The 16,586-nt window shown below is 45.5% G+C and carries 19 protein-coding genes; 6 read left to right on the top strand and 13 right to left on the bottom strand.

What is annotated here, in order from left to right; genetic code table 11:
* Positions 1-169 precede the first annotated feature (169 nt).
* The 8 genes from fusA to fkpA form a co-directional block, all read right to left on the bottom strand.
* On the bottom strand, positions 170-2,266 hold the full coding sequence (fusA, locus tag FTW16_RS22125; RefSeq protein ID WP_017061101.1) for an elongation factor G: 2,097 nt from the start codon (positions 2,264-2,266) through the stop codon (positions 170-172).
* Between the two features lie 165 nt (positions 2,267-2,431).
* Entirely contained in the window at positions 2,432-2,902 is a 471-nt protein-coding gene (gene rpsG / locus FTW16_RS22120) for a 30S ribosomal protein S7 (protein WP_010435163.1), read from the bottom strand.
* A 106-nt stretch (positions 2,903-3,008) separates the two neighbouring features.
* Complete coding sequence (rpsL, locus tag FTW16_RS22115) at positions 3,009-3,383, bottom strand: 30S ribosomal protein S12 (protein WP_004737194.1); 375 nt, start codon at positions 3,381-3,383, stop codon at positions 3,009-3,011.
* A gap of 182 nt (positions 3,384-3,565) precedes the next feature.
* A complete protein-coding gene (tusB, locus tag FTW16_RS22110) occupies positions 3,566-3,841 on the bottom strand; it encodes a sulfurtransferase complex subunit TusB (RefSeq protein ID WP_146492450.1) in 276 nt (91 codons plus the stop codon).
* 8 nt (positions 3,842-3,849) lie between these two features.
* The gene (tusC, locus tag FTW16_RS22105; RefSeq protein ID WP_146492449.1) at positions 3,850-4,206 is read right to left on the bottom strand and encodes a sulfurtransferase complex subunit TusC; all 357 of its coding nucleotides are present in this window, start codon (positions 4,204-4,206) and stop codon (positions 3,850-3,852) included.
* Entirely contained in the window at positions 4,203-4,592 is a 390-nt protein-coding gene (gene tusD / locus FTW16_RS22100) for a sulfurtransferase complex subunit TusD (RefSeq protein ID WP_146492448.1), read from the bottom strand. The genes tusC and tusD overlap by 4 nt, the downstream gene beginning before the upstream one ends.
* On the bottom strand, positions 4,586-5,311 hold the full coding sequence (locus tag FTW16_RS22095) for a transcriptional regulator (protein ID WP_004729851.1): 726 nt from the start codon (positions 5,309-5,311) through the stop codon (positions 4,586-4,588). The genes tusD and FTW16_RS22095 overlap by 7 nt, the downstream gene beginning before the upstream one ends.
* A gap of 205 nt (positions 5,312-5,516) precedes the next feature.
* Positions 5,517-6,293 (bottom strand): FKBP-type peptidyl-prolyl cis-trans isomerase, encoded by a 777-nt coding sequence (gene fkpA / locus FTW16_RS22090; RefSeq protein WP_017061105.1) that lies wholly within the window; start codon positions 6,291-6,293, stop codon positions 5,517-5,519.
* 131 nt (positions 6,294-6,424) lie between these two features.
* On the opposite strand from fkpA, the gene FTW16_RS22085 reads away from it, so the two are divergent.
* The gene (locus FTW16_RS22085; RefSeq protein ID WP_146492453.1) at positions 6,425-7,402 is read left to right on the top strand and encodes a WD40 repeat domain-containing protein; all 978 of its coding nucleotides are present in this window, start codon (positions 6,425-6,427) and stop codon (positions 7,400-7,402) included.
* 5 nt (positions 7,403-7,407) lie between these two features.
* Positions 7,408-7,635: a SlyX family protein gene (locus tag FTW16_RS22080; RefSeq protein ID WP_009848930.1), complete on the top strand. Its 228-nt coding sequence runs from the start codon at positions 7,408-7,410 to the stop codon at positions 7,633-7,635.
* 146 nt (positions 7,636-7,781) lie between these two features.
* Here FTW16_RS22080 and FTW16_RS22075 read toward each other — a convergent pair whose 3' ends face one another.
* The 5 genes from FTW16_RS22075 to kefG all read right to left on the bottom strand — a co-directional run bounded on the left by FTW16_RS22075 (position 7,782) and on the right by kefG (position 12,361).
* Entirely contained in the window at positions 7,782-8,747 is a 966-nt protein-coding gene (locus FTW16_RS22075; protein ID WP_146492447.1) for an isoaspartyl peptidase/L-asparaginase family protein, read from the bottom strand.
* A gap of 203 nt (positions 8,748-8,950) precedes the next feature.
* Positions 8,951-9,541, bottom strand: coding sequence for a peptidylprolyl isomerase (slyD, locus tag FTW16_RS22070; RefSeq protein WP_086715744.1), 591 nt, complete (start codon positions 9,539-9,541; stop codon positions 8,951-8,953).
* A 94-nt stretch (positions 9,542-9,635) separates the two neighbouring features.
* Positions 9,636-9,836: a YheV family putative zinc ribbon protein gene (locus tag FTW16_RS22065; RefSeq protein ID WP_019825339.1), complete on the bottom strand. Its 201-nt coding sequence runs from the start codon at positions 9,834-9,836 to the stop codon at positions 9,636-9,638.
* A gap of 157 nt (positions 9,837-9,993) precedes the next feature.
* Positions 9,994-11,790 carry a glutathione-regulated potassium-efflux system protein KefB gene (kefB, locus tag FTW16_RS22060; RefSeq protein WP_146492446.1) on the bottom strand — a complete coding sequence of 599 codons (1,797 nt, stop codon included), beginning with the start codon at positions 11,788-11,790 and terminating at the stop codon, positions 9,994-9,996.
* Positions 11,777-12,361 carry a glutathione-regulated potassium-efflux system ancillary protein KefG gene (kefG, locus tag FTW16_RS22055; RefSeq protein WP_146492445.1) on the bottom strand — a complete coding sequence of 195 codons (585 nt, stop codon included), beginning with the start codon at positions 12,359-12,361 and terminating at the stop codon, positions 11,777-11,779. The genes kefB and kefG overlap by 14 nt, the downstream gene beginning before the upstream one ends.
* A gap of 174 nt (positions 12,362-12,535) precedes the next feature.
* Between kefG and FTW16_RS22050 the strand changes: the two genes are divergently transcribed.
* The 4 genes from FTW16_RS22050 to FTW16_RS22035 all read left to right on the top strand — a co-directional run bounded on the left by FTW16_RS22050 (position 12,536) and on the right by FTW16_RS22035 (position 16,534).
* Positions 12,536-14,458, top strand: coding sequence for an ABC transporter ATP-binding protein (locus FTW16_RS22050; RefSeq protein ID WP_146492444.1), 1,923 nt, complete (start codon positions 12,536-12,538; stop codon positions 14,456-14,458).
* The gene (locus FTW16_RS22045) at positions 14,455-14,925 is read left to right on the top strand and encodes a TIGR02444 family protein (protein ID WP_048605369.1); all 471 of its coding nucleotides are present in this window, start codon (positions 14,455-14,457) and stop codon (positions 14,923-14,925) included. The genes FTW16_RS22050 and FTW16_RS22045 overlap by 4 nt, the downstream gene beginning before the upstream one ends.
* A gap of 274 nt (positions 14,926-15,199) precedes the next feature.
* Positions 15,200-16,192, top strand: a complete 993-nt coding sequence (locus FTW16_RS22040) for a hydrolase (RefSeq protein WP_146492443.1) — start codon at positions 15,200-15,202, stop codon at positions 16,190-16,192.
* Positions 16,193-16,321: 129 nt separating this feature from the next.
* Positions 16,322-16,534, top strand: a complete 213-nt coding sequence (locus tag FTW16_RS22035; protein ID WP_146492442.1) for a YheU family protein — start codon at positions 16,322-16,324, stop codon at positions 16,532-16,534.
* Positions 16,535-16,586: the final 52 nt, after the last annotated feature.

Genomic DNA, 16,586 nt, shown 5'->3' with positions numbered 1-16,586 from the left:
GTTCAAATTTTTCTTTAGACACAATCGTGTTCCTTCCTAGTTATGATTCGCCACGTTCATTATTGAGCGAGACGCGCCAGAAATTGCTATTTTATGCGCCAACTCTCGTTAGCGCAATATTTGGACGCATTGTTCTTTCAAAAAATGAAAAAAAATGCCTTCCTTTTGTTTAACCACGCTCTGCAATGATTGCTTTTGCAACATTGTTAGGCACTTCAGCGTACTCACTAAACTCCATAGAGTAAGAAGCACGACCTTGTGTCGCAGAACGTAAATCAGTTGCGTAACCGAACATGACAGACAACGGAACTTGTGCACGAATTATCTTCAGGCCAGCTGTCCCCTCGTCCATACCTTCGATGATGCCGCGACGACGGTTAATATCGCCAACAACGTCACCCATCCAGTCTTCTGGAGTAGTTACTTCAACTTTCATCATAGGCTCAAGCAAAACTGGTTGCGCTTCAAGTGCACCCGTTCTGAAAGCCATAGAGGCAGCGATTGTAAACGCCATCTCACTTGAATCTGTTTCATGGTAAGAACCATCATATAGTGTAGCTTTGATATCCAAAACTGGATAGCCAGCAAGCACACCATTGTTCATCTGCTCTTCAACGCCTTTAGCAACTGAAGCGATAAACTCTTTCGGTACGATACCATTGGCAATTTCATCCACAAAGACAAAGCCTTCGCCAGCTTCTGATGGTTCCAGTTTCAGCCATACGTGACCGTACTGACCTTTACCACCATGTTCACGGATAAATTTACCTTCCGCTTTCGCAGTACCACGAATAGTCTCACGGTAAGCCACTTGCGGGTTACCAACGTTGCAGTTGACGCTAAATTCACGCTTCATACGGTCAACGATGATATCTAAGTGTAGTTCACCCATGCCAGAAATCAGAGTCTGGCCAGTTTCCGCATCCATATCAACGCGGAACGATGGGTCTTCCGCTGCTAGTTTACCTAGAGCGATAGTCATTTTATCTTGATCAGCTTGAGAGCTTGGCTCTACAACGATCTGAATAACTGGGTCTGGGAACTCCATGCGCTCAAGAACAATCTTATGGTTCTGGTCACAAAGGGTTTCACCAGTAGTCACATCTTTCAGACCAATAATGGCTGCGATGTCACCTGCTCGTACTTCTTTTACTTCTTCACGCTTGTTTGAGTGCATTTGAACAATGCGACCTAAACGTTCACGTTGTTTCTTCACAGAGTTGTAAGCTGTTTTACCGCTTTCAACAACACCAGAGTAAACACGGATGAAAGTTAAAGTACCAACGAATGGGTCTGTTGCAATCTTAAATGCTAGCGCTGAGAACGGTTCTTTGTCGTCTGCGTGACGCTCTGCTTCATTCTCATCTTCATCGATACCTTTAATTGCAGGGACATCGACTGGAGAAGGAAGGAAATCAACAACTGCATCTAGAACAGCTTGTACACCTTTGTTTTTGAATGCACTACCACAAGTAGCGAGTACGATTTCATTATTAAGGGTACGAGTACGAAGACCTTGTTTGATTTCAGCTTCTGTTAGTTCACCTTCTTCAAGGTACTTATCCATAAGCTCTTCATTTGCTTCTGCAGCAGCTTCAACAAGTTCTGTACGATATTCTTCAGCCATTTCTTGCATGTCTGCAGGAATATCTTCGTACGTGAAAGTCATGCCTTGGTCAGCTTCGTTCCAGTTAATTGCCTTCATCTTGATAAGATCGACAACGCCTTGGAAATTTTCTTCAGCACCAATGTTCAGTTGAATTGGAACAGGAGTTGCGCCTAGACGGTCCTTGATCTGTTCAACTACGCGCAAGAAGTCTGCGCCGGTACGGTCCATTTTATTAACGAAAACCATACGTGGAACTTGGTACTTATCAGCTTGACGCCACACTGTCTCTGACTGAGGTTCAACACCAGATGAGCCACAGAACACAACAACTGCACCATCAAGTACACGCAGAGAACGTTCAACTTCGATTGTGAAGTCAACGTGTCCAGGAGTGTCGATGATGTTGATACGGTGGTCCGAGAACTGAGCTTCCATACCACGCCAAAACGTAGTGGTTGCTGCTGAAGTGATCGTAATACCGCGCTCTTGCTCTTGCTCCATCCAGTCCATGGTTGCTGCACCATCGTGAACTTCGCCGATTTTGTGAGAAAGACCGGTATAGAACAGAATACGTTCACTTGTGGTTGTTTTACCTGCATCTACGTGAGCAACGATACCGATATTACGATATTGCTCTATAGGAGTTTTACGAGCCACGGTTGAATCCTCTTATTAGAGACTTAGGGACTATTGCTATGCCTAGATTATGCGTTAAAGCGATGCTTCGCTAAAAATTGCTTGCCCTAGAAATAGCAATAGTTCCTAGCATAAGCATAGGAACTAAAGAAGTGCTGCAAGGAACCTTGCAGCACTAAAAAGGTATTACCAACGGTAATGTGCGAACGCTTTGTTTGCGTCAGCCATGCGGTGAACGTCTTCACGTTTCTTAACCGCAGTACCTTTGTTCTCAGACGCGTCTAGCATTTCAGCAGCTAGGCGTTGAGCCATAGATTTTTCACCACGCTTACGCGCAGCTTCAACTACCCAACGCATAGCAAGAGCGTTACGGCGAACCGGACGAACTTCTACAGGTACTTGGTAAGTTGAACCACCTACACGGCGAGATTTAACTTCTACCGCTGGGCGAACATTTTCAAGAGCTTCTTCAAATACAGCTAAGTGGTCTTTACCAGACTTCTCAGCCATTGAATCTAGTGCAGTGTAAACGATTTTTTCTGCAGTAGATTTCTTTCCGTCAACCATAAGGATGTTAACGAATTTTGCCAGCAATTCAGATTTGAACTTAGGATCTGGAAGGATCTTACGCTGACCTATTACGCGACGACGTGGCATGGATATTCTCCGTTGTCTTCTTCAGGTTTTTTCCAAAACTTTTCAGAATAATAAATAAAATAGTGTTTGGCCTTACTTAACGCTTTCTTTAAAAAAAGAAAATGCATTAAGACTTAGGACGTTTCACACCGTACTTAGAACGACCTTGTTTACGGTCGTTAACGCCAGCACAGTCTAGCGCGCCGCGAACAGTGTGGTAACGAACACCCGGAAGGTCTTTTACACGACCGCCACGGATTAGTACAACACTGTGCTCTTGAAGGTTGTGACCTTCACCACCGATGTACGAAGTTACTTCGAAACCGTTGGTTAGACGTACACGACATACTTTACGTAGTGCCGAGTTAGGTTTTTTAGGTGTAGTAGTGTAAACACGAGTACATACACCACGTTTTTGTGGGCACGCTTCTAGTGCAGGCACGTTGCTTTTAACAACTTGCTTTACACGAGGCTTGCGAACCAACTGGTTAATAGTTGCCATTAACTAGCTCCTGAAATTTACTTGAAAGTAAGCTTTGTGAAAAATCTATCCCTAATCACAAGTCGTAATTAGGGACGCAAAATTCTATTCAGCAGTGGGAGGTGTGTCAAGAAATATACAGATCTTTTTTAGCCGTCTAGAGCTCAGGATGGTCTAATTTTAACCAAACTGATAAAAGACGCTTACCAAGTCACTGATTTGTCGTTCAAAACCGTCAGTTTAACGAAGCCATCGAAGTCAACTTGATCAATGGTACTTGAGACAAGTCGTTGTAAACCTCGGCTATCGAGATCTGGTTTTAACACCGACACCTGCTCTACTGCGCAGATTTGAGTGAATAACTCATGATTAGGAAGGCAAACATACACTGCATCTTCCACCAAAAGGAACTGGTCCTGTGGCTGAGAATAGGTCAATGCAAGTTTAAGTTTGTCGACTGATTTTACGATATGAAGCATAGCGTCCCCTAGAAAGTCAGGATCTGTTGGCACTGAGCTAACTTTTGCGTTAACTCGTCGGCTTCAACGGTGGTCACATCGATTAGCAGGTTGTCTGCTGAAAGACCAAACTGACTCAGACTACGCTGACACACATACACCTGTTCGATGTCGTACAGGTCCATAAGTTTGAATGCAGAGATATAGTCACGCGATAGTGTTTCGTCGGGCTGCTGCGCCTTGAGAAGCTGTGTCACGCCATCGCCAACAAAGAACACGGCGATATCGTCACTGTATGCGGAGGCAGCAAGTAATGCGTCTAACCCTTCTCTACCCGCAGCGGTCGTATGAGGGAAACTGTTAAATATAAAGGCTAACTTTCTCAAAACTGCACAACCCTATCTTGCGTTAGTAGCGCTTCCGATAAGCTCCCTAATCCGGCCTGAGTAAATCCCGTGGCTAGGTTAGAGGCACTTAGTTGATGTTGCTTTGCTTCTTCAGAGCTAATCACTCCGCGTCTTAGCGCAGCTGCCACACAGGTTTCAAGGCTAACATCGTGTTCATCAGCCAGCTTTTGCCAAGCAGAAGCTAAATCAAATTCATCGTTAGCCGGTACAGTAAGGTCCGAGCCGTTACTGACGCCATCTTGATAGAAGAATACGCTGTGAAGTTTGTGACCCTGTTGAATCAGAGCCACGGCAAACTGGTAGGCACGTCTTGCTGATTGTGAGCCATAGACCGGCCCATTAACTAGGAGTGTATAGCTTAGCAACCCTCTTCATCCTCTGTTTTACGTTGGCGGATGTATAGGTACACGGTGTGCTTAGAGATGTTCAGTCGCTCAGCAACGCGGTTAATCGCGTCTTTAATATCGAAAATACCTTTGTCGTACAGCTCCATCACGATCTGACGATTCTTAGTATTGTTCGACACCGATTTGTCAGCGTTAATTTCTTCAATGGTGCGTTCAACCGTTTGGTCAACAAGTTCTTCAACGTCACTAGCAAAGTTAACCGATGATGCGGCTTCGTCTGCGTCTTGCGTAGGCATGAACGATTGCAGTACTTGTGAGAATGGCGCGTCTAGGTTGACGTTAATACACAGTAGACCAATCACTCGGTCTTCACCGTTGCGGATAGCAACCGTGATCGACTTCATCAACACTCCGCCTTTAGCGCGAGTGAAGTATGAACGTGAGAAGTTACGCTTAGAACCTTCAATATCTTTTAGCATCTTCAATGCAAGATCGGTGATCGGCGAGCCAACCTGACGACCTGTATTTTCGCCGTTGGCAATTTTAATCGCAGAAGTATTGAGGTCTTCTAAAGAGTGCAAAACGATTTCACAAAACGGACCAATAAGGCTCGCAATACCGTCAACAACGGCCTCATAAGATCTTAGAATGATTTTATCGTGTTCACTGAATGGCATAACGTGGACTGATTCCATTTCAAGTAACACATCTGCATTGACTGTTTCTGTAGTAGTCACTTATTCCTTACCTTCGTGTGAAAAATCAACAAATTTATGTAAGTTTATCAGAAAATTTTAATTGCACACCTAGCTAACATTGCAACTAGTGATTTAGAACAAGTTTAAAAATCAAATACTCACCTTCAAATCATAAAAAAAGCCTAACTCAAAGTTAGGCTTTTTATTCAATCAACGTATTTTAGTACGAGGCTTTTAACCGATATTACTGTGCAGGAGCTGCTTCAGCGTTATCGATGTTTAGTAGTTCAACTTCGAATACTAGCGTTGAGTTAGCAGGGATAGTCGGTGTGTCTTGCTCACCGTATGCTAGCTCTGGCGGGATAACGAACTTGTACTTAGAACCAACTTGCATTAGTTGTACGCCTTCAGTCCAGCCTGGGATTACGCGGTTTAGTGGGAATGTTGCTGGTTCGCCACGATCGTAAGAGCTGTCGAACTGAGTACCGTCTGTTAGCGTACCTTTGTAGTGTACTTGAACGGTATCAGTGTCTTTTGGAGAAGCGCCTTCACCAGCAGTCATTACTTGGTAAAGTAGACCAGATTCAGTTTGCTTAACGCCTTCAGTTTTAGCGAACTCAGCACGGAAGTCATCACCGGCTTTCTTCACTTCTGCAGACTTTTCTGCCGCTTGTGCTTGCATCGTTTCAGCAACACGCTTGTCTAGAGCTTCAAGAGCTGCGCGAGTTTCTTCTTCGTTAAGTGCTGTTTTCTCTGCGAATACGTCTTCGATACCTTGAAGAACCATATCTTTGTCTAGGTTGATACCTAACTCGCTTGGCTTATCAATGCTTGTGCTTAGGTAGTTAGCGAAAGATACACCGATTGCGTAAGCCGCTTTGTCATCTTCTGTTTTAAAGTTTACTGCTTCAACTTTAACTTCTTCTACCTGTGGAGCTTCTGCCTTTGGTTCTTCTTTCTGACAACCAACTGCTAGCATAACCGTTGCGGCAAGCAGTGATACTTTTAAAACTGATTTCATTGAATTCTCCAATTAATGGCCAAGCCATTGGTTATTGTGCACAAATCTAATGATTAGATTGGTGTGAATACGTTAGTTATAACAATATACTAGTCATATGTCTTTCGACACAAACCGGATTATTAGATGTGATGCGAATATTTTTCCACTCATTGCTATGTACAATTGTCATCACCTTGTTAAATGGTTGCTTTTTCTTCCAAGATGATGAGCAGCGTTGGGAAATTGAGCCCAATGGTGCCACCAGCTTTGCACTCAGTAGAGATGGACGCTTCGCCCTTCTCTACTCTCAGCAAAAGCAACTGCTGCTTTGGGACCTCGCCGAAGATCAAGAGTTGGCTCAACTTGGTCCACAAGACCAGTTAGAAAACCAAGTATCGCGTATCCGTATCTCGGACAATGGCCGTTTTGCCATTACCGCTAGCCAGATGAACTTCGCCGTTTGGGACTTATCTTGGACACAAGCTGAAGGGCTATGGTCTATCTCCGATGGCTTAATTCGCGATGTCGATATCTCTAGCAATGGTGAAAAAGTACTGCTTGGCCTTTCTAATGGCAAAGCCATCTATGTGGATTTAGTCACCGGACGCCGTCTGGAGTTCCTCGCTCACCGAGAAAAAGTGAATTCCGTGTCCCTTTCATCCAATGGACGCTACGCCTTATCGGGGGGTAACGACTACAAAGCCTATCTTTGGGATACCGAGTCGGGCTTGGTATTGCGCACCTTTGAGCATGAACAAAGAGTAGTACGAGTCGCGCTACAACGCGATGGCGAGCTGGCTTTTACTTCTGACGGCGGCAATCAAGCGATGATTTGGGATCTTGAAACGGGCGAACCTCAAGCGCAATTGCAAAGCTGGTCTCGACAATTGATTTTCTCGAGTGCGCGTTTTTCTGATGACGGCAGCATGTTGGTGACGGGCACACCATCAAGCCAAGTGAGTGTGTGGAATACCAAAGACGGCAAACGAATTTCTCGCCACGATGCTGAGCCACTAAAAGATGCTCGCCCTCCTCGTGCGGTAGTGTATGATGCAGCCTTTGATGATAAGAACCGTGTGATATCGGGCACCTCTGCGGGCATAGCCCAAGCTTGGAATGTGGATTAAGAACGATGACAGAAAAGCGAGTTGAACAACTAGAAAGCCGCGTGAATGACCTTGAGTGTCAATTAGCTTTCCAAGAACAGACCATTGAAGAACTCAATGAGGCACTTAGCCAACAACAGATGCTGATCACGAGAATGCAAGACCAGATGAAATTCGTGGTCGGCAAAGTGAAGAATATGGATGGCTCTAACCTAGCTGACGCATCAGAAGAGACGCCACCTCCACATTATTAATGTGCAGTTCAAAATAGCGAGCTGGTTCTAACTACGCATATCGTTAGAAATCTTAAAATAAAAGGGCGACAGATATCATCTGTCGCCCTTTTGTGTATTAAGTATGTGTGAAGTATAAGCTAACGTTAAATTAAGCCGATACACACTTAATCATCAGCATAGATTTTAACTTCCACTCTGCCTTCGGTATCAACACTTGCACGATACATCCCAGAGCTGTTCATACCAAAATGAATATCACCTTGCCCATCAACCGCAATCAAACCGCCTTCACCGCCCATGGTTTTTAATTCACCTTGAATGATGGTTTCACAAGCCGTATGCACATCTTCTTTTAGATAACGCATTCGTGCTGCCACATCACTGGCGACCATCTTACGTAGGAAGAACTCGCCCATCCCGGTTGTTGAAACGGCAACGTTGCCATTTTCAGCGATGGTTCCTGCACCAATGATCGGAGAGTCACCCACACGACCGTATTTCTTATTGGTCACGCCACCGGTACTAGTGGCCGCCGCTAAATTGCCCGCTTGGTCTAATGCAACAGCTCCCACCGTGCCGTACTTTTTATCATCTGGATATTTCTGAACTTGTTGTTCGTCGTATTTCGCTTCAGACAGAGCAAAGATGCCTTTCTCTTTCATCGACTGAAGTTGGTCATAGCGGCGCTCAGTAAAGAAGTAATCTTGCTCAGTAAAGGTGTAGTCATGCTCAAACGCAAACTTCTCGGCACCTTCACCAATCAGCAACACATGATCGCTTTTCAGCATCACATCGCGAGCCAGTTCAATCGGGTTTTTAATGTGGCGAACACCAGCAATGGCACCCGCATCCATTTCGCGGCCGTGCATCACCGACGCATCCATCTCTACAAACTCATCATGCGTAAGAACAGAGCCCTTACCTGCATTAAAGTGCGGACTGTCTTCCATCACCTTGACTGACGCAACCACCGCATCCAGAGCATCACCACCCGCTTTCAATACTTGATAGCCCGCCAAAACCGACTTTTCCAAAGCCTCGGTAATACCCATTTTTAATTCATCGCTCATTTGCTCTCGCAAGATGGTTCCGGCTCCACCATGAATGGCAATTGAAAAGGGTTGTGACATGCGAACTCTCCACTGACGTCGTCTTATAATGTTGTGCTATCAATACCACATCCATAATTCGATGTCTGATAGCGAAAACCAAACTTTTGCGAATGCTTGGCTCTGTAGATAAAAAACCAAGTCAAAAAGCTCGGCGCCAATACGCAAAAAAGCCTCCACAAGGGAGGCTTTCAAGATTCTTAGACTAAACCGTTATTTCGGTATTAGTGAGAACCACAGCTACCGCCGCCGCAGCAGCCGTCTTTTTTCTCTTCAGCGTGGTCATGGCCTTCGCCACCACAGCAACCGCCTTCGTGGTCATGATCGTGGTCGTGACCGCCACAGCCGCCTTCTTGGTGTACGTGACCGTGTTGAACTTCTTCTTCAGTCGCTTCACGGACCGCTACAACTTCAACGTCAAACGTTAGAGTTTGGCCAGCTAGCATGTGGTTACCATCAACAACAACTTCGTCGCCATCTACTTCAGTAACTTCAACTGGGATTGGACCTTGATCAGTATCCGCAAGGAAACGCATGCCAACTTCGATTTGCTCCACACCTTGGAATACGTCAGCAGGAACACGTTGAACTAGTGCGTCGTTGTGCTCGCCGTAAGCGTCTTCTGGAGTAACAGTTGCAGAGAACTTGTCGCCAGCTACTTTGCCTTCAAGCTCTTTTTCAAGACCTGTAATTAGGTTGTTGTGACCGTGAAGGTAATCTAGTGGAGCTTCTGCAGTTGATTGGTCAACTACTACGCCATCTTCAAGTTTCACTTGATATGCAACACTAACTACTACGTTCTTTTCAATTTTCATGAGAGCTCCAAGGAGGTTTGGACTAAGCTCGAACAGTTGAGCTTAGGAAAAATTCTGTACCCGGATATTATGGGGATCAATTGACGAAACTCAATCATTCTGGCTTAAAAATACCGATCATTTCTTGATTCGCGTGTTCAGATTTCTCTACAGTTTTCGGTTTACGCTGCTCTGTGAAGTCACAATCGACACATTCCACCAGCTCTATATTATTTTCAATCCACCAACGGAGTGTGTCTTGAGTACTACAACTTGGGCAGCTTGCCCCTGCGATAAAGCGTTTTTTCTGTTTCACGTTGATATCCTTTACTACTCTGGATCCGCAGTTCTTCTACTCTAGATCTATTTAAGAAAAAGCAGAGACCACGTTTATTATTAGATTGGTTCTCTAGACTATTATTTCTAAGCTCAAGATCTATCTCTAAACTCAAGCTATTAGCTCTCAATTCGAGCTACTGCCAATAGTTTCGAGATTGGTGATCGTTTTCCATCTCATGTCCAAAGATCTCTTCAAGTTCTTTACGAGCCTCTTTCGCTCTTTGGGCTAACTCAGCATCTTCGTTATGCTGAGGCAGTAACTCTTTCAGCATACCATTATCCAACTTTCTAAAGTGTGCTTCTGCTCGCTTCGCTTTATATGGATGCATGCCAAGTTCAGTCAATGTTTGACGGCCTAAATCCAGTGCCCCAAGGAAGGTTTCACGAGAGTAGTTACTCACACCGTGGTTAAGTAATTGATACGCTTCAACACGACTTCGGGCACGCGCTAAGATCTTTAAACGTGGGAAGTGCTGCTTACATAGATCAACGGTTTTCATTATTTCATCGGGAGAGTCAGTACACAGAACAATCGCTTCTGCTTTATCAGCACCGGCTGCGCGTAACAGCTCTAGATGCGTTGAATCACCGTAAAATACCTTGTAGCCGAACTTTCTCAGGATGTGGATTTGGCTGGCATCACTTTCAAGAACGGTGATGCGAATCTTGTTGGCGTACATCAAGCGGCCAATGATCTGACCAAAACGACCAAAGCCTGCAATGATCACTCGAGGGCTGCGATCGACAACATCCGAAGACATTGCGTTCTCACTGATTTGATTAAGTTGACGAGCAAAGAATCGGTCTTGCAGCTTGAGCATCAATGGCGTGGTTACCATTGAAAGGCTCACAACCACCAATAAGAACGACACTTGTTCGCCACTTAATATGCCCTGCGCACTCGCCGCGGTAAAAATAACGAAAGCGAACTCACCACCTTGGCTGAGAATCATCGCCATTCGGCTACGGGCTTTGGGCTGAGTACCAAAGATTCGAGCCAGCGCATACAGCACTAAGCCTTTCAATACGACCAATGCAGAAACGGCAATCAGTATCGCGAATGGGCTTTCAGCGAGTAAGCCTAAGTTCACCGCCATCCCCACAGAAATAAAGAACAAACCAAGCAATAACCCTTTGAATGGGTCGATGGCGATTTCAAGCTCATGTCGATATTCACTTTCAGCCAGAAGTACGCCTGCTAGGAAAGTACCCAATGCCATCGACAAGCCTATCTGTTGCATGATTACGGCAATACCAATTACCAATAACAGCGCTGCGACGGTGAACAATTCACGTACGCCACTCATTACTACGTATCGGAATAGCGGTCTCAACAAGAAATGACCACCGACCAGTAAACCAATCACGCCACCCAGCATCCAAAGCATGTCAGCCCAGCTGCCGCCGGTATTCCCCGCAAGCAGAGGCAGCATAGCTAGCATTGGTATAACAGCGATATCTTGGAAAAGTAGTACTGCAAAGCCTGACTGACCTGCTTCTTTGCCACCAAGTTCTCGCTCTTCAATAACACGCAAGGCAATCGCGGTCGAAGACAGTGCTAAGCCCATACCTATTACTAGACTCGTTTGCCAAGTTAAACCGAACATACAGGCGATAGCGGTGATGATCAGAGTGGTAATCAGCACTTGCGCGCCACCTAACCCGAGGATGGGGGCTCGCATCTGCCACAGTTTTTTGGGGTTAAGTTCTAAGCCAATCAGAAAGAGCAGCAGTACCACCCCGAATTCGGAGAAGTGCAGAATCGCCTCTACGTCACTGATTAAGCCAAGTCCCCACGGGCCAATCACTACACCAGCTAATAAGTAACCCAGTACTGACCCCAAGCCAGCTCGCTGCGCAATAGGAACCGCAACCACAGCAGCCGCTAAAAATATAACGCTACTTTGTAGAAAATCATTAGTCAGAGCCATCATCTGCTCCTATATCTTGTAGCGGGTCTCGCAACCAATTTCGATACGCTTCTGCGTGTTGGTAACGCGTCATATCGGTGACATTGCGTGCCCAGTGTAAAACCAAAGGGGATATCCAATTCATCTGACACAAAGCCGCGGTTAGCTCGAATGGTTGCAAAATCTCTTGTAATGGATATTTATTATAGCCTGCGGCACCAAACGCCTCTTCTTTACCACCAGTAGTAATCACACTGCGCCAGTATTTGCCCTTAAGTGCGCTTTGCTCACCAAATGCAAAACCCTTGCCTAAGACGCGATCAAACCACTCTTTCAACAATGAAGGACATGAATACATAAACAAAGGGTGTTGGAACACAATCACATCATATTCAAGCAGCAATTCATGCTCGGAAGGCACATCAATAAAGAAGTCCGGATAGATGGCGTAGAGATCGTGAATTTTGACATTCCCAAGTGACTCTATCTTTTTAACCATGATCTGGTTAGCGATAGAGGTTTGCGGCTCTGGGTGCGCATAGATGACCAGCACCTTTGGCACGGGTTTGTCTGTCGAGGGAGTATTAGTCATTCCTTTGAAACATTCCTTTGAAAGCTAAACGGTGGCAAGGCCACAAGAATTTAAGCAAAAGTTATTAATATGTTATTGGCATCATAACGCAAATTGCATTGTGATCGACTTTTATCTGGTTTCAGCCTACTATGCAGGCGTCTGTTCACCTCTAATTTCTATGCTACTTCAATTATGATTACTTTCTCTGATATTCAATTGCTACGCGGCGGTAAGCCACTCCTAGACCAAGCATCTGCGACTTTTCACCCCGGCGACAAGATCGGTTTGGTTGGTAAAAACGGCTGTGGTAAATCTACGCTATTCGCCTTAATTAAGGACGAACTGTCTATTGATGCAGGCTCATTCAGCAAACCTGCCCATTGGGAAATGGCTTGGGTTGCCCAAGAAACACCAGCATTAGAAAGAACAGCAATTGAATACGTGATTGATGGCGACCGCGAATATCGTGGCCTTGAAGATCAACTAGAGAAAGCTGAACAAGCCGACAACGGCACCTTGGTAGCAGAAATTCACGGCAAGATTGAGACCATAGGTGGTTACAGCATCAAAGCGCGAGCTGCGGAGTTACTGGACGGCTTAGGCTTTAGCCAAGAACAAATGGCATGGAACCTGACTCAATTCTCAGGTGGTTGGCGCATGCGTTTGAACCTAGCGCAAGCTCTACTGTGTCGCAGTGACCTACTGCTACTCGATGAACCAACCAACCACTTGGACTTAGACGCAGTAATGTGGCTAGAGCGTTGGTTACAAAGCTACCCTGGCACGCTAGTACTTATCTCGCACGATAGAGACTTCTTAGACCCTATCGTCAACCGCATCGTGCATGTTGAAAATCAACAGCTCAATGAATACACGGGTAACTACTCATCGTTCGAAAACCAGCGAGCGCAAAAGCTGATTCTGCAACAAGCAATGTACCAAAAGCAGCAGAAGCAGATGTCTCACATGCAGAGCTACATTGACCGTTTCCGTTACAAAGCATCAAAGGCTCGCCAAGCGCAAAGCCGTATTAAAGCACTAGAGAAAATGGAACAAGTGCTACCTGCTCAGTTTGATAACCCATTCAGCTTTGAGTTCAGAGAACCAGACGCACTACCAAACCCAATCATGATGATGGACGAAGTATCTGCAGGCTACGATGACAATCTGATTCTAGAAAAGATTCGCTTGAATCTAGTACCAGGCAGCCGTATTGGTCTACTTGGTCGAAATGGTGCAGGTAAATCAACATTGATTAAACTGCTTTCTGGCGAACTGAAACAGCAAGGCGGTGAACTGAGCTATTCTCAAGGCGTTAAGATTGGTTACTTTGCACAGCACCAATTAGAAACCCTGCACCCTGAAGAAACACCGCTACAACACATGATGCAGATTGCCCCAAAACACACCGAGCAGCAACTGCGTGATTACTTAGGTAGCTTTGGCTTCCAAGGTGAAAAAGCACTGGATAAAGTGGCACCATTCTCAGGTGGTGAAAAAGCACGTTTGGTATTGGCACTGCTGGTATGGCAAAAACCTAACCTGTTGCTACTCGATGAACCAACCAACCACTTGGATCTCGACATGCGTCAAGCGCTGACTTTTGCCCTGCAGACGTTTGAAGGCGCAATGGTTATCGTATCGCACGACCGTTACCTACTGCGTGCAACTACCGATGACTTGTATTTGGTACACGACCGTCAAGTGGCACCGTTTGATGGCGACCTTAGCGATTACTACAAGTGGCTGACCGAACAGCAGAAAGTTGAGCGCAAAGAAGCACAAGCATTGGCACCAGCAAAAGACGGTGCCAACAGTGCAGCAGCGAAAAAAGAGCAAAAACGTAAAGAAGCCGAGTTCCGTAAACTGACGGCACCACTACGTAAAAAGCTCACTCAATTTGAAAAGCAGATGGATAAGTTAACGCTATCTCTCGAAGAAGCTGAGCAAGAATTATCCGACACTTCACTGTATGAAGCTGAAAATAAGGCTAAACTGAATAAAGTACTCGCTCTCCAAGCGAGCAGTAAGTCACAGCTAGAAGAAGTTGAAATGGATTGGATGTCCACTCAAGAAGAGCTTGAGCAGATGGAACAGGATATGGATAGCTTATGAGCCCAGAGCACGCCCCAATATCACTAACACTGGAACGACTATGGCAATTTAGCCTTCAGTATTACAGTGTGCGCGGTGTAAAGGATGCGTGCCTAGCTTTGCAAAACCAGTTCCACGGCAACGTCAATCTACTGCTGCTTCTCAAATGGCTTGATGAGCAGCAATTGTCTTTTGCTGAAGAAGAATGGCACAAGGTACAACAATGCTTGAGCCGATCTGAAACCCTGCTTCATAGTTATCGAGAGTTGCGTAAACACCTCAAAGCACACGTTGTCGACTCACTATACCGTGAAGCCTTGCAGTTTGAGTTACAGCTTGAAAAGCAACAACAGTCCGATCTCGTCGACTGTATAAACTCCCTACAGCTTTACGCTAACCAGCAATCACCGCTCGCTTTTCAGTACTGTCGTTTATTAGGAGCAGAAAACCTCTACGACGCTTTTTCTGAACCAGCACCTCAACCCTAGCTCATTCTCTTTCCTTTTATTCAATCAAGATCCAAGCTTAACTGCGCCCTGTCTCTCTTCATGTGCATGCGCTGACTAATACGCACAATGAAGTGTTTAACGCACCTAACATTGATATTATTCAACCGGTTACCCATGGCCTGTTTTTGTATCTCATATAAGAGAAAGCCTTGCGCTTATGCCGAGAATCAACCAAGCTCAAATAAAAACGTGGGCGTTTCGTTACAAGCTCAACACGTTATCAAAGCCCACAAAAGAAGCATGGATCGTTTTTATGACAATATTTACCGCAGCCGCTGGTCTCTCTAATCCGCACTTACAAACCTTAGTGCCACGGTTTATTAGAAAACAGGCGCTGTTTCATCCTCACTGGCAAACCTTAGAAACTCCCGATGGTGACTTTCTTGATCTTGCTTGGAGCGAATCACCAGACGGTGACAACCCAAGCAATGATGCTCGAAGTAACAAGCCGATATTCGTTCTATTCCATGGCTTAGAGGGAAGCTTTGAGAGCCCATACGCCAATGGACTGATGAATGCATTTGCTAAAGATGGTTGGTTATCGGTAATGATGCACTTCAGAGGCTGCAGCGGAAAACCCAATCGCCTGGCTCGCGCTTACCATTCAGGTGAGGTCGAAGATGCGCGCTTTTTCCTAAGACACCTGCACGCTCAGTTTCCGAATAACCCAAAGGTGGCGGTTGGCATCTCCTTGGGCGGAAACATGTTGGCGAACTATTTGGCGGAATACGCAGATGACCCACTGTTGTCCGCAGCAACGATAGTCTCTGCACCTTTTGATTTGGCCTGTTGTTCAAGTCGCATAGAGCGCGGCTTCTCGAAGTTCTATAAGAAGTACCTGCTTAACTCACTCAAATCGAATGCCTTGAAAAAGGTGAAGCTGTTACAAGAGAAACTCGGCATCACGGCTGAATCCATCAAGAAGATCGACAAGCTGTATGAGTTTGATGAACGGGTTACTGCGCCCCTGCACGGATTCAAAAACGCGCAAGACTACTACGCACAGTGCTCAGCTCTTCCTAAGCTCAATAAGATAAAGCTACCGACTCAGATCATCCATGCTAAAGACGATCCTTTCATGACCGATGATGTGATTCCTAAGTTCGTTCTGCCGGATAACATCGATTATCGCTTGTTTCAGAAAGGCGGCCATGTTGGGTTCATCACAGGTAGCACACTCAAACCACGATTCTGGTTAGAAGAAGCCTTACCTGCGTATTATGAAAGTATCCAAGGTTCAGTATAACGACGAAGCCTTGCTAAATATAAACGCGAAACCTTGATAAGATAGCGCAGCCCCAAACTGGGGTTGTACTAAAAACACCACTAAACACACTCATCAACATATCAATGAACATAAAAGAGAGAAGTATTTATGATCATCCCATGGCAAGACATCGCGCCAGAGACACTAGAAAACCTCATTAGAGAATTCGTGCTGCGTGAAGGCACAGACTATGGCGACGTTGAGATCTCACTGCAAAACAAGATTGATCAGGTGAAACATCAATTAGCTTCTGGTGACGTGAGCATCGTGTTTTCCGAACTGCACGAGACCGTTGATATCCAGGTGACAAAACGCTTCTAGGCTGCGCTTAGAAAGGAGCCGTGTTATAGTGGAAAACGATTGCTAACAAGTA

It is taken from the genome of Vibrio sp. T20 (genome assembly GCF_007858795.1).
In the GTDB taxonomy this organism is placed as follows: Bacteria; Pseudomonadota; Gammaproteobacteria; order Enterobacterales; family Vibrionaceae; genus Vibrio; species Vibrio satsumensis.
Note: the sequence above shows the minus strand (reverse complement) of the source record. Positions and strands in the feature narration are given on the sequence as shown.

Excerpts from the sequence above, each read along its gene's own strand:
- rpsG (WP_010435163.1), bottom strand. The coding sequence starts at position 2,902 with ATGCCACGTCGTCGCGTAATAGGTCAGCGTAAGATCCTTCCAGATCCT.
- slyD (WP_086715744.1), bottom strand. The coding sequence starts at position 9,541 with ATGAAAATTGAAAAGAACGTAGTAGTTAGTGTTGCATATCAAGTGAAA.
- FTW16_RS22080 (WP_009848930.1), top strand. The coding sequence starts at position 7,408 with ATGACAGAAAAGCGAGTTGAACAACTAGAAAGCCGCGTGAATGACCTT.
- kefG (WP_146492445.1), bottom strand. The coding sequence starts at position 12,361 with ATGACTAATACTCCCTCGACAGACAAACCCGTGCCAAAGGTGCTGGTC.
- FTW16_RS22035 (WP_146492442.1), top strand. The coding sequence starts at position 16,322 with ATGATCATCCCATGGCAAGACATCGCGCCAGAGACACTAGAAAACCTC.
- FTW16_RS22050 (WP_146492444.1), top strand. The coding sequence starts at position 12,536 with ATGATTACTTTCTCTGATATTCAATTGCTACGCGGCGGTAAGCCACTC.
- rpsL (WP_004737194.1), bottom strand. The coding sequence starts at position 3,383 with ATGGCAACTATTAACCAGTTGGTTCGCAAGCCTCGTGTAAAGCAAGTT.
- FTW16_RS22075 (WP_146492447.1), bottom strand. The coding sequence starts at position 8,747 with ATGTCACAACCCTTTTCAATTGCCATTCATGGTGGAGCCGGAACCATC.
- kefB (WP_146492446.1), bottom strand. The coding sequence starts at position 11,790 with ATGGCTCTGACTAATGATTTTCTACAAAGTAGCGTTATATTTTTAGCG.
- fkpA (WP_017061105.1), bottom strand. The coding sequence starts at position 6,293 with ATGAAATCAGTTTTAAAAGTATCACTGCTTGCCGCAACGGTTATGCTA.
- FTW16_RS22045 (WP_048605369.1), top strand. The coding sequence starts at position 14,455 with ATGAGCCCAGAGCACGCCCCAATATCACTAACACTGGAACGACTATGG.
- FTW16_RS22040 (WP_146492443.1), top strand. The coding sequence starts at position 15,200 with ATGACAATATTTACCGCAGCCGCTGGTCTCTCTAATCCGCACTTACAA.
- tusB (WP_146492450.1), bottom strand. The coding sequence starts at position 3,841 with ATGCTTCATATCGTAAAATCAGTCGACAAACTTAAACTTGCATTGACC.
- FTW16_RS22085 (WP_146492453.1), top strand. The coding sequence starts at position 6,425 with ATGCGAATATTTTTCCACTCATTGCTATGTACAATTGTCATCACCTTG.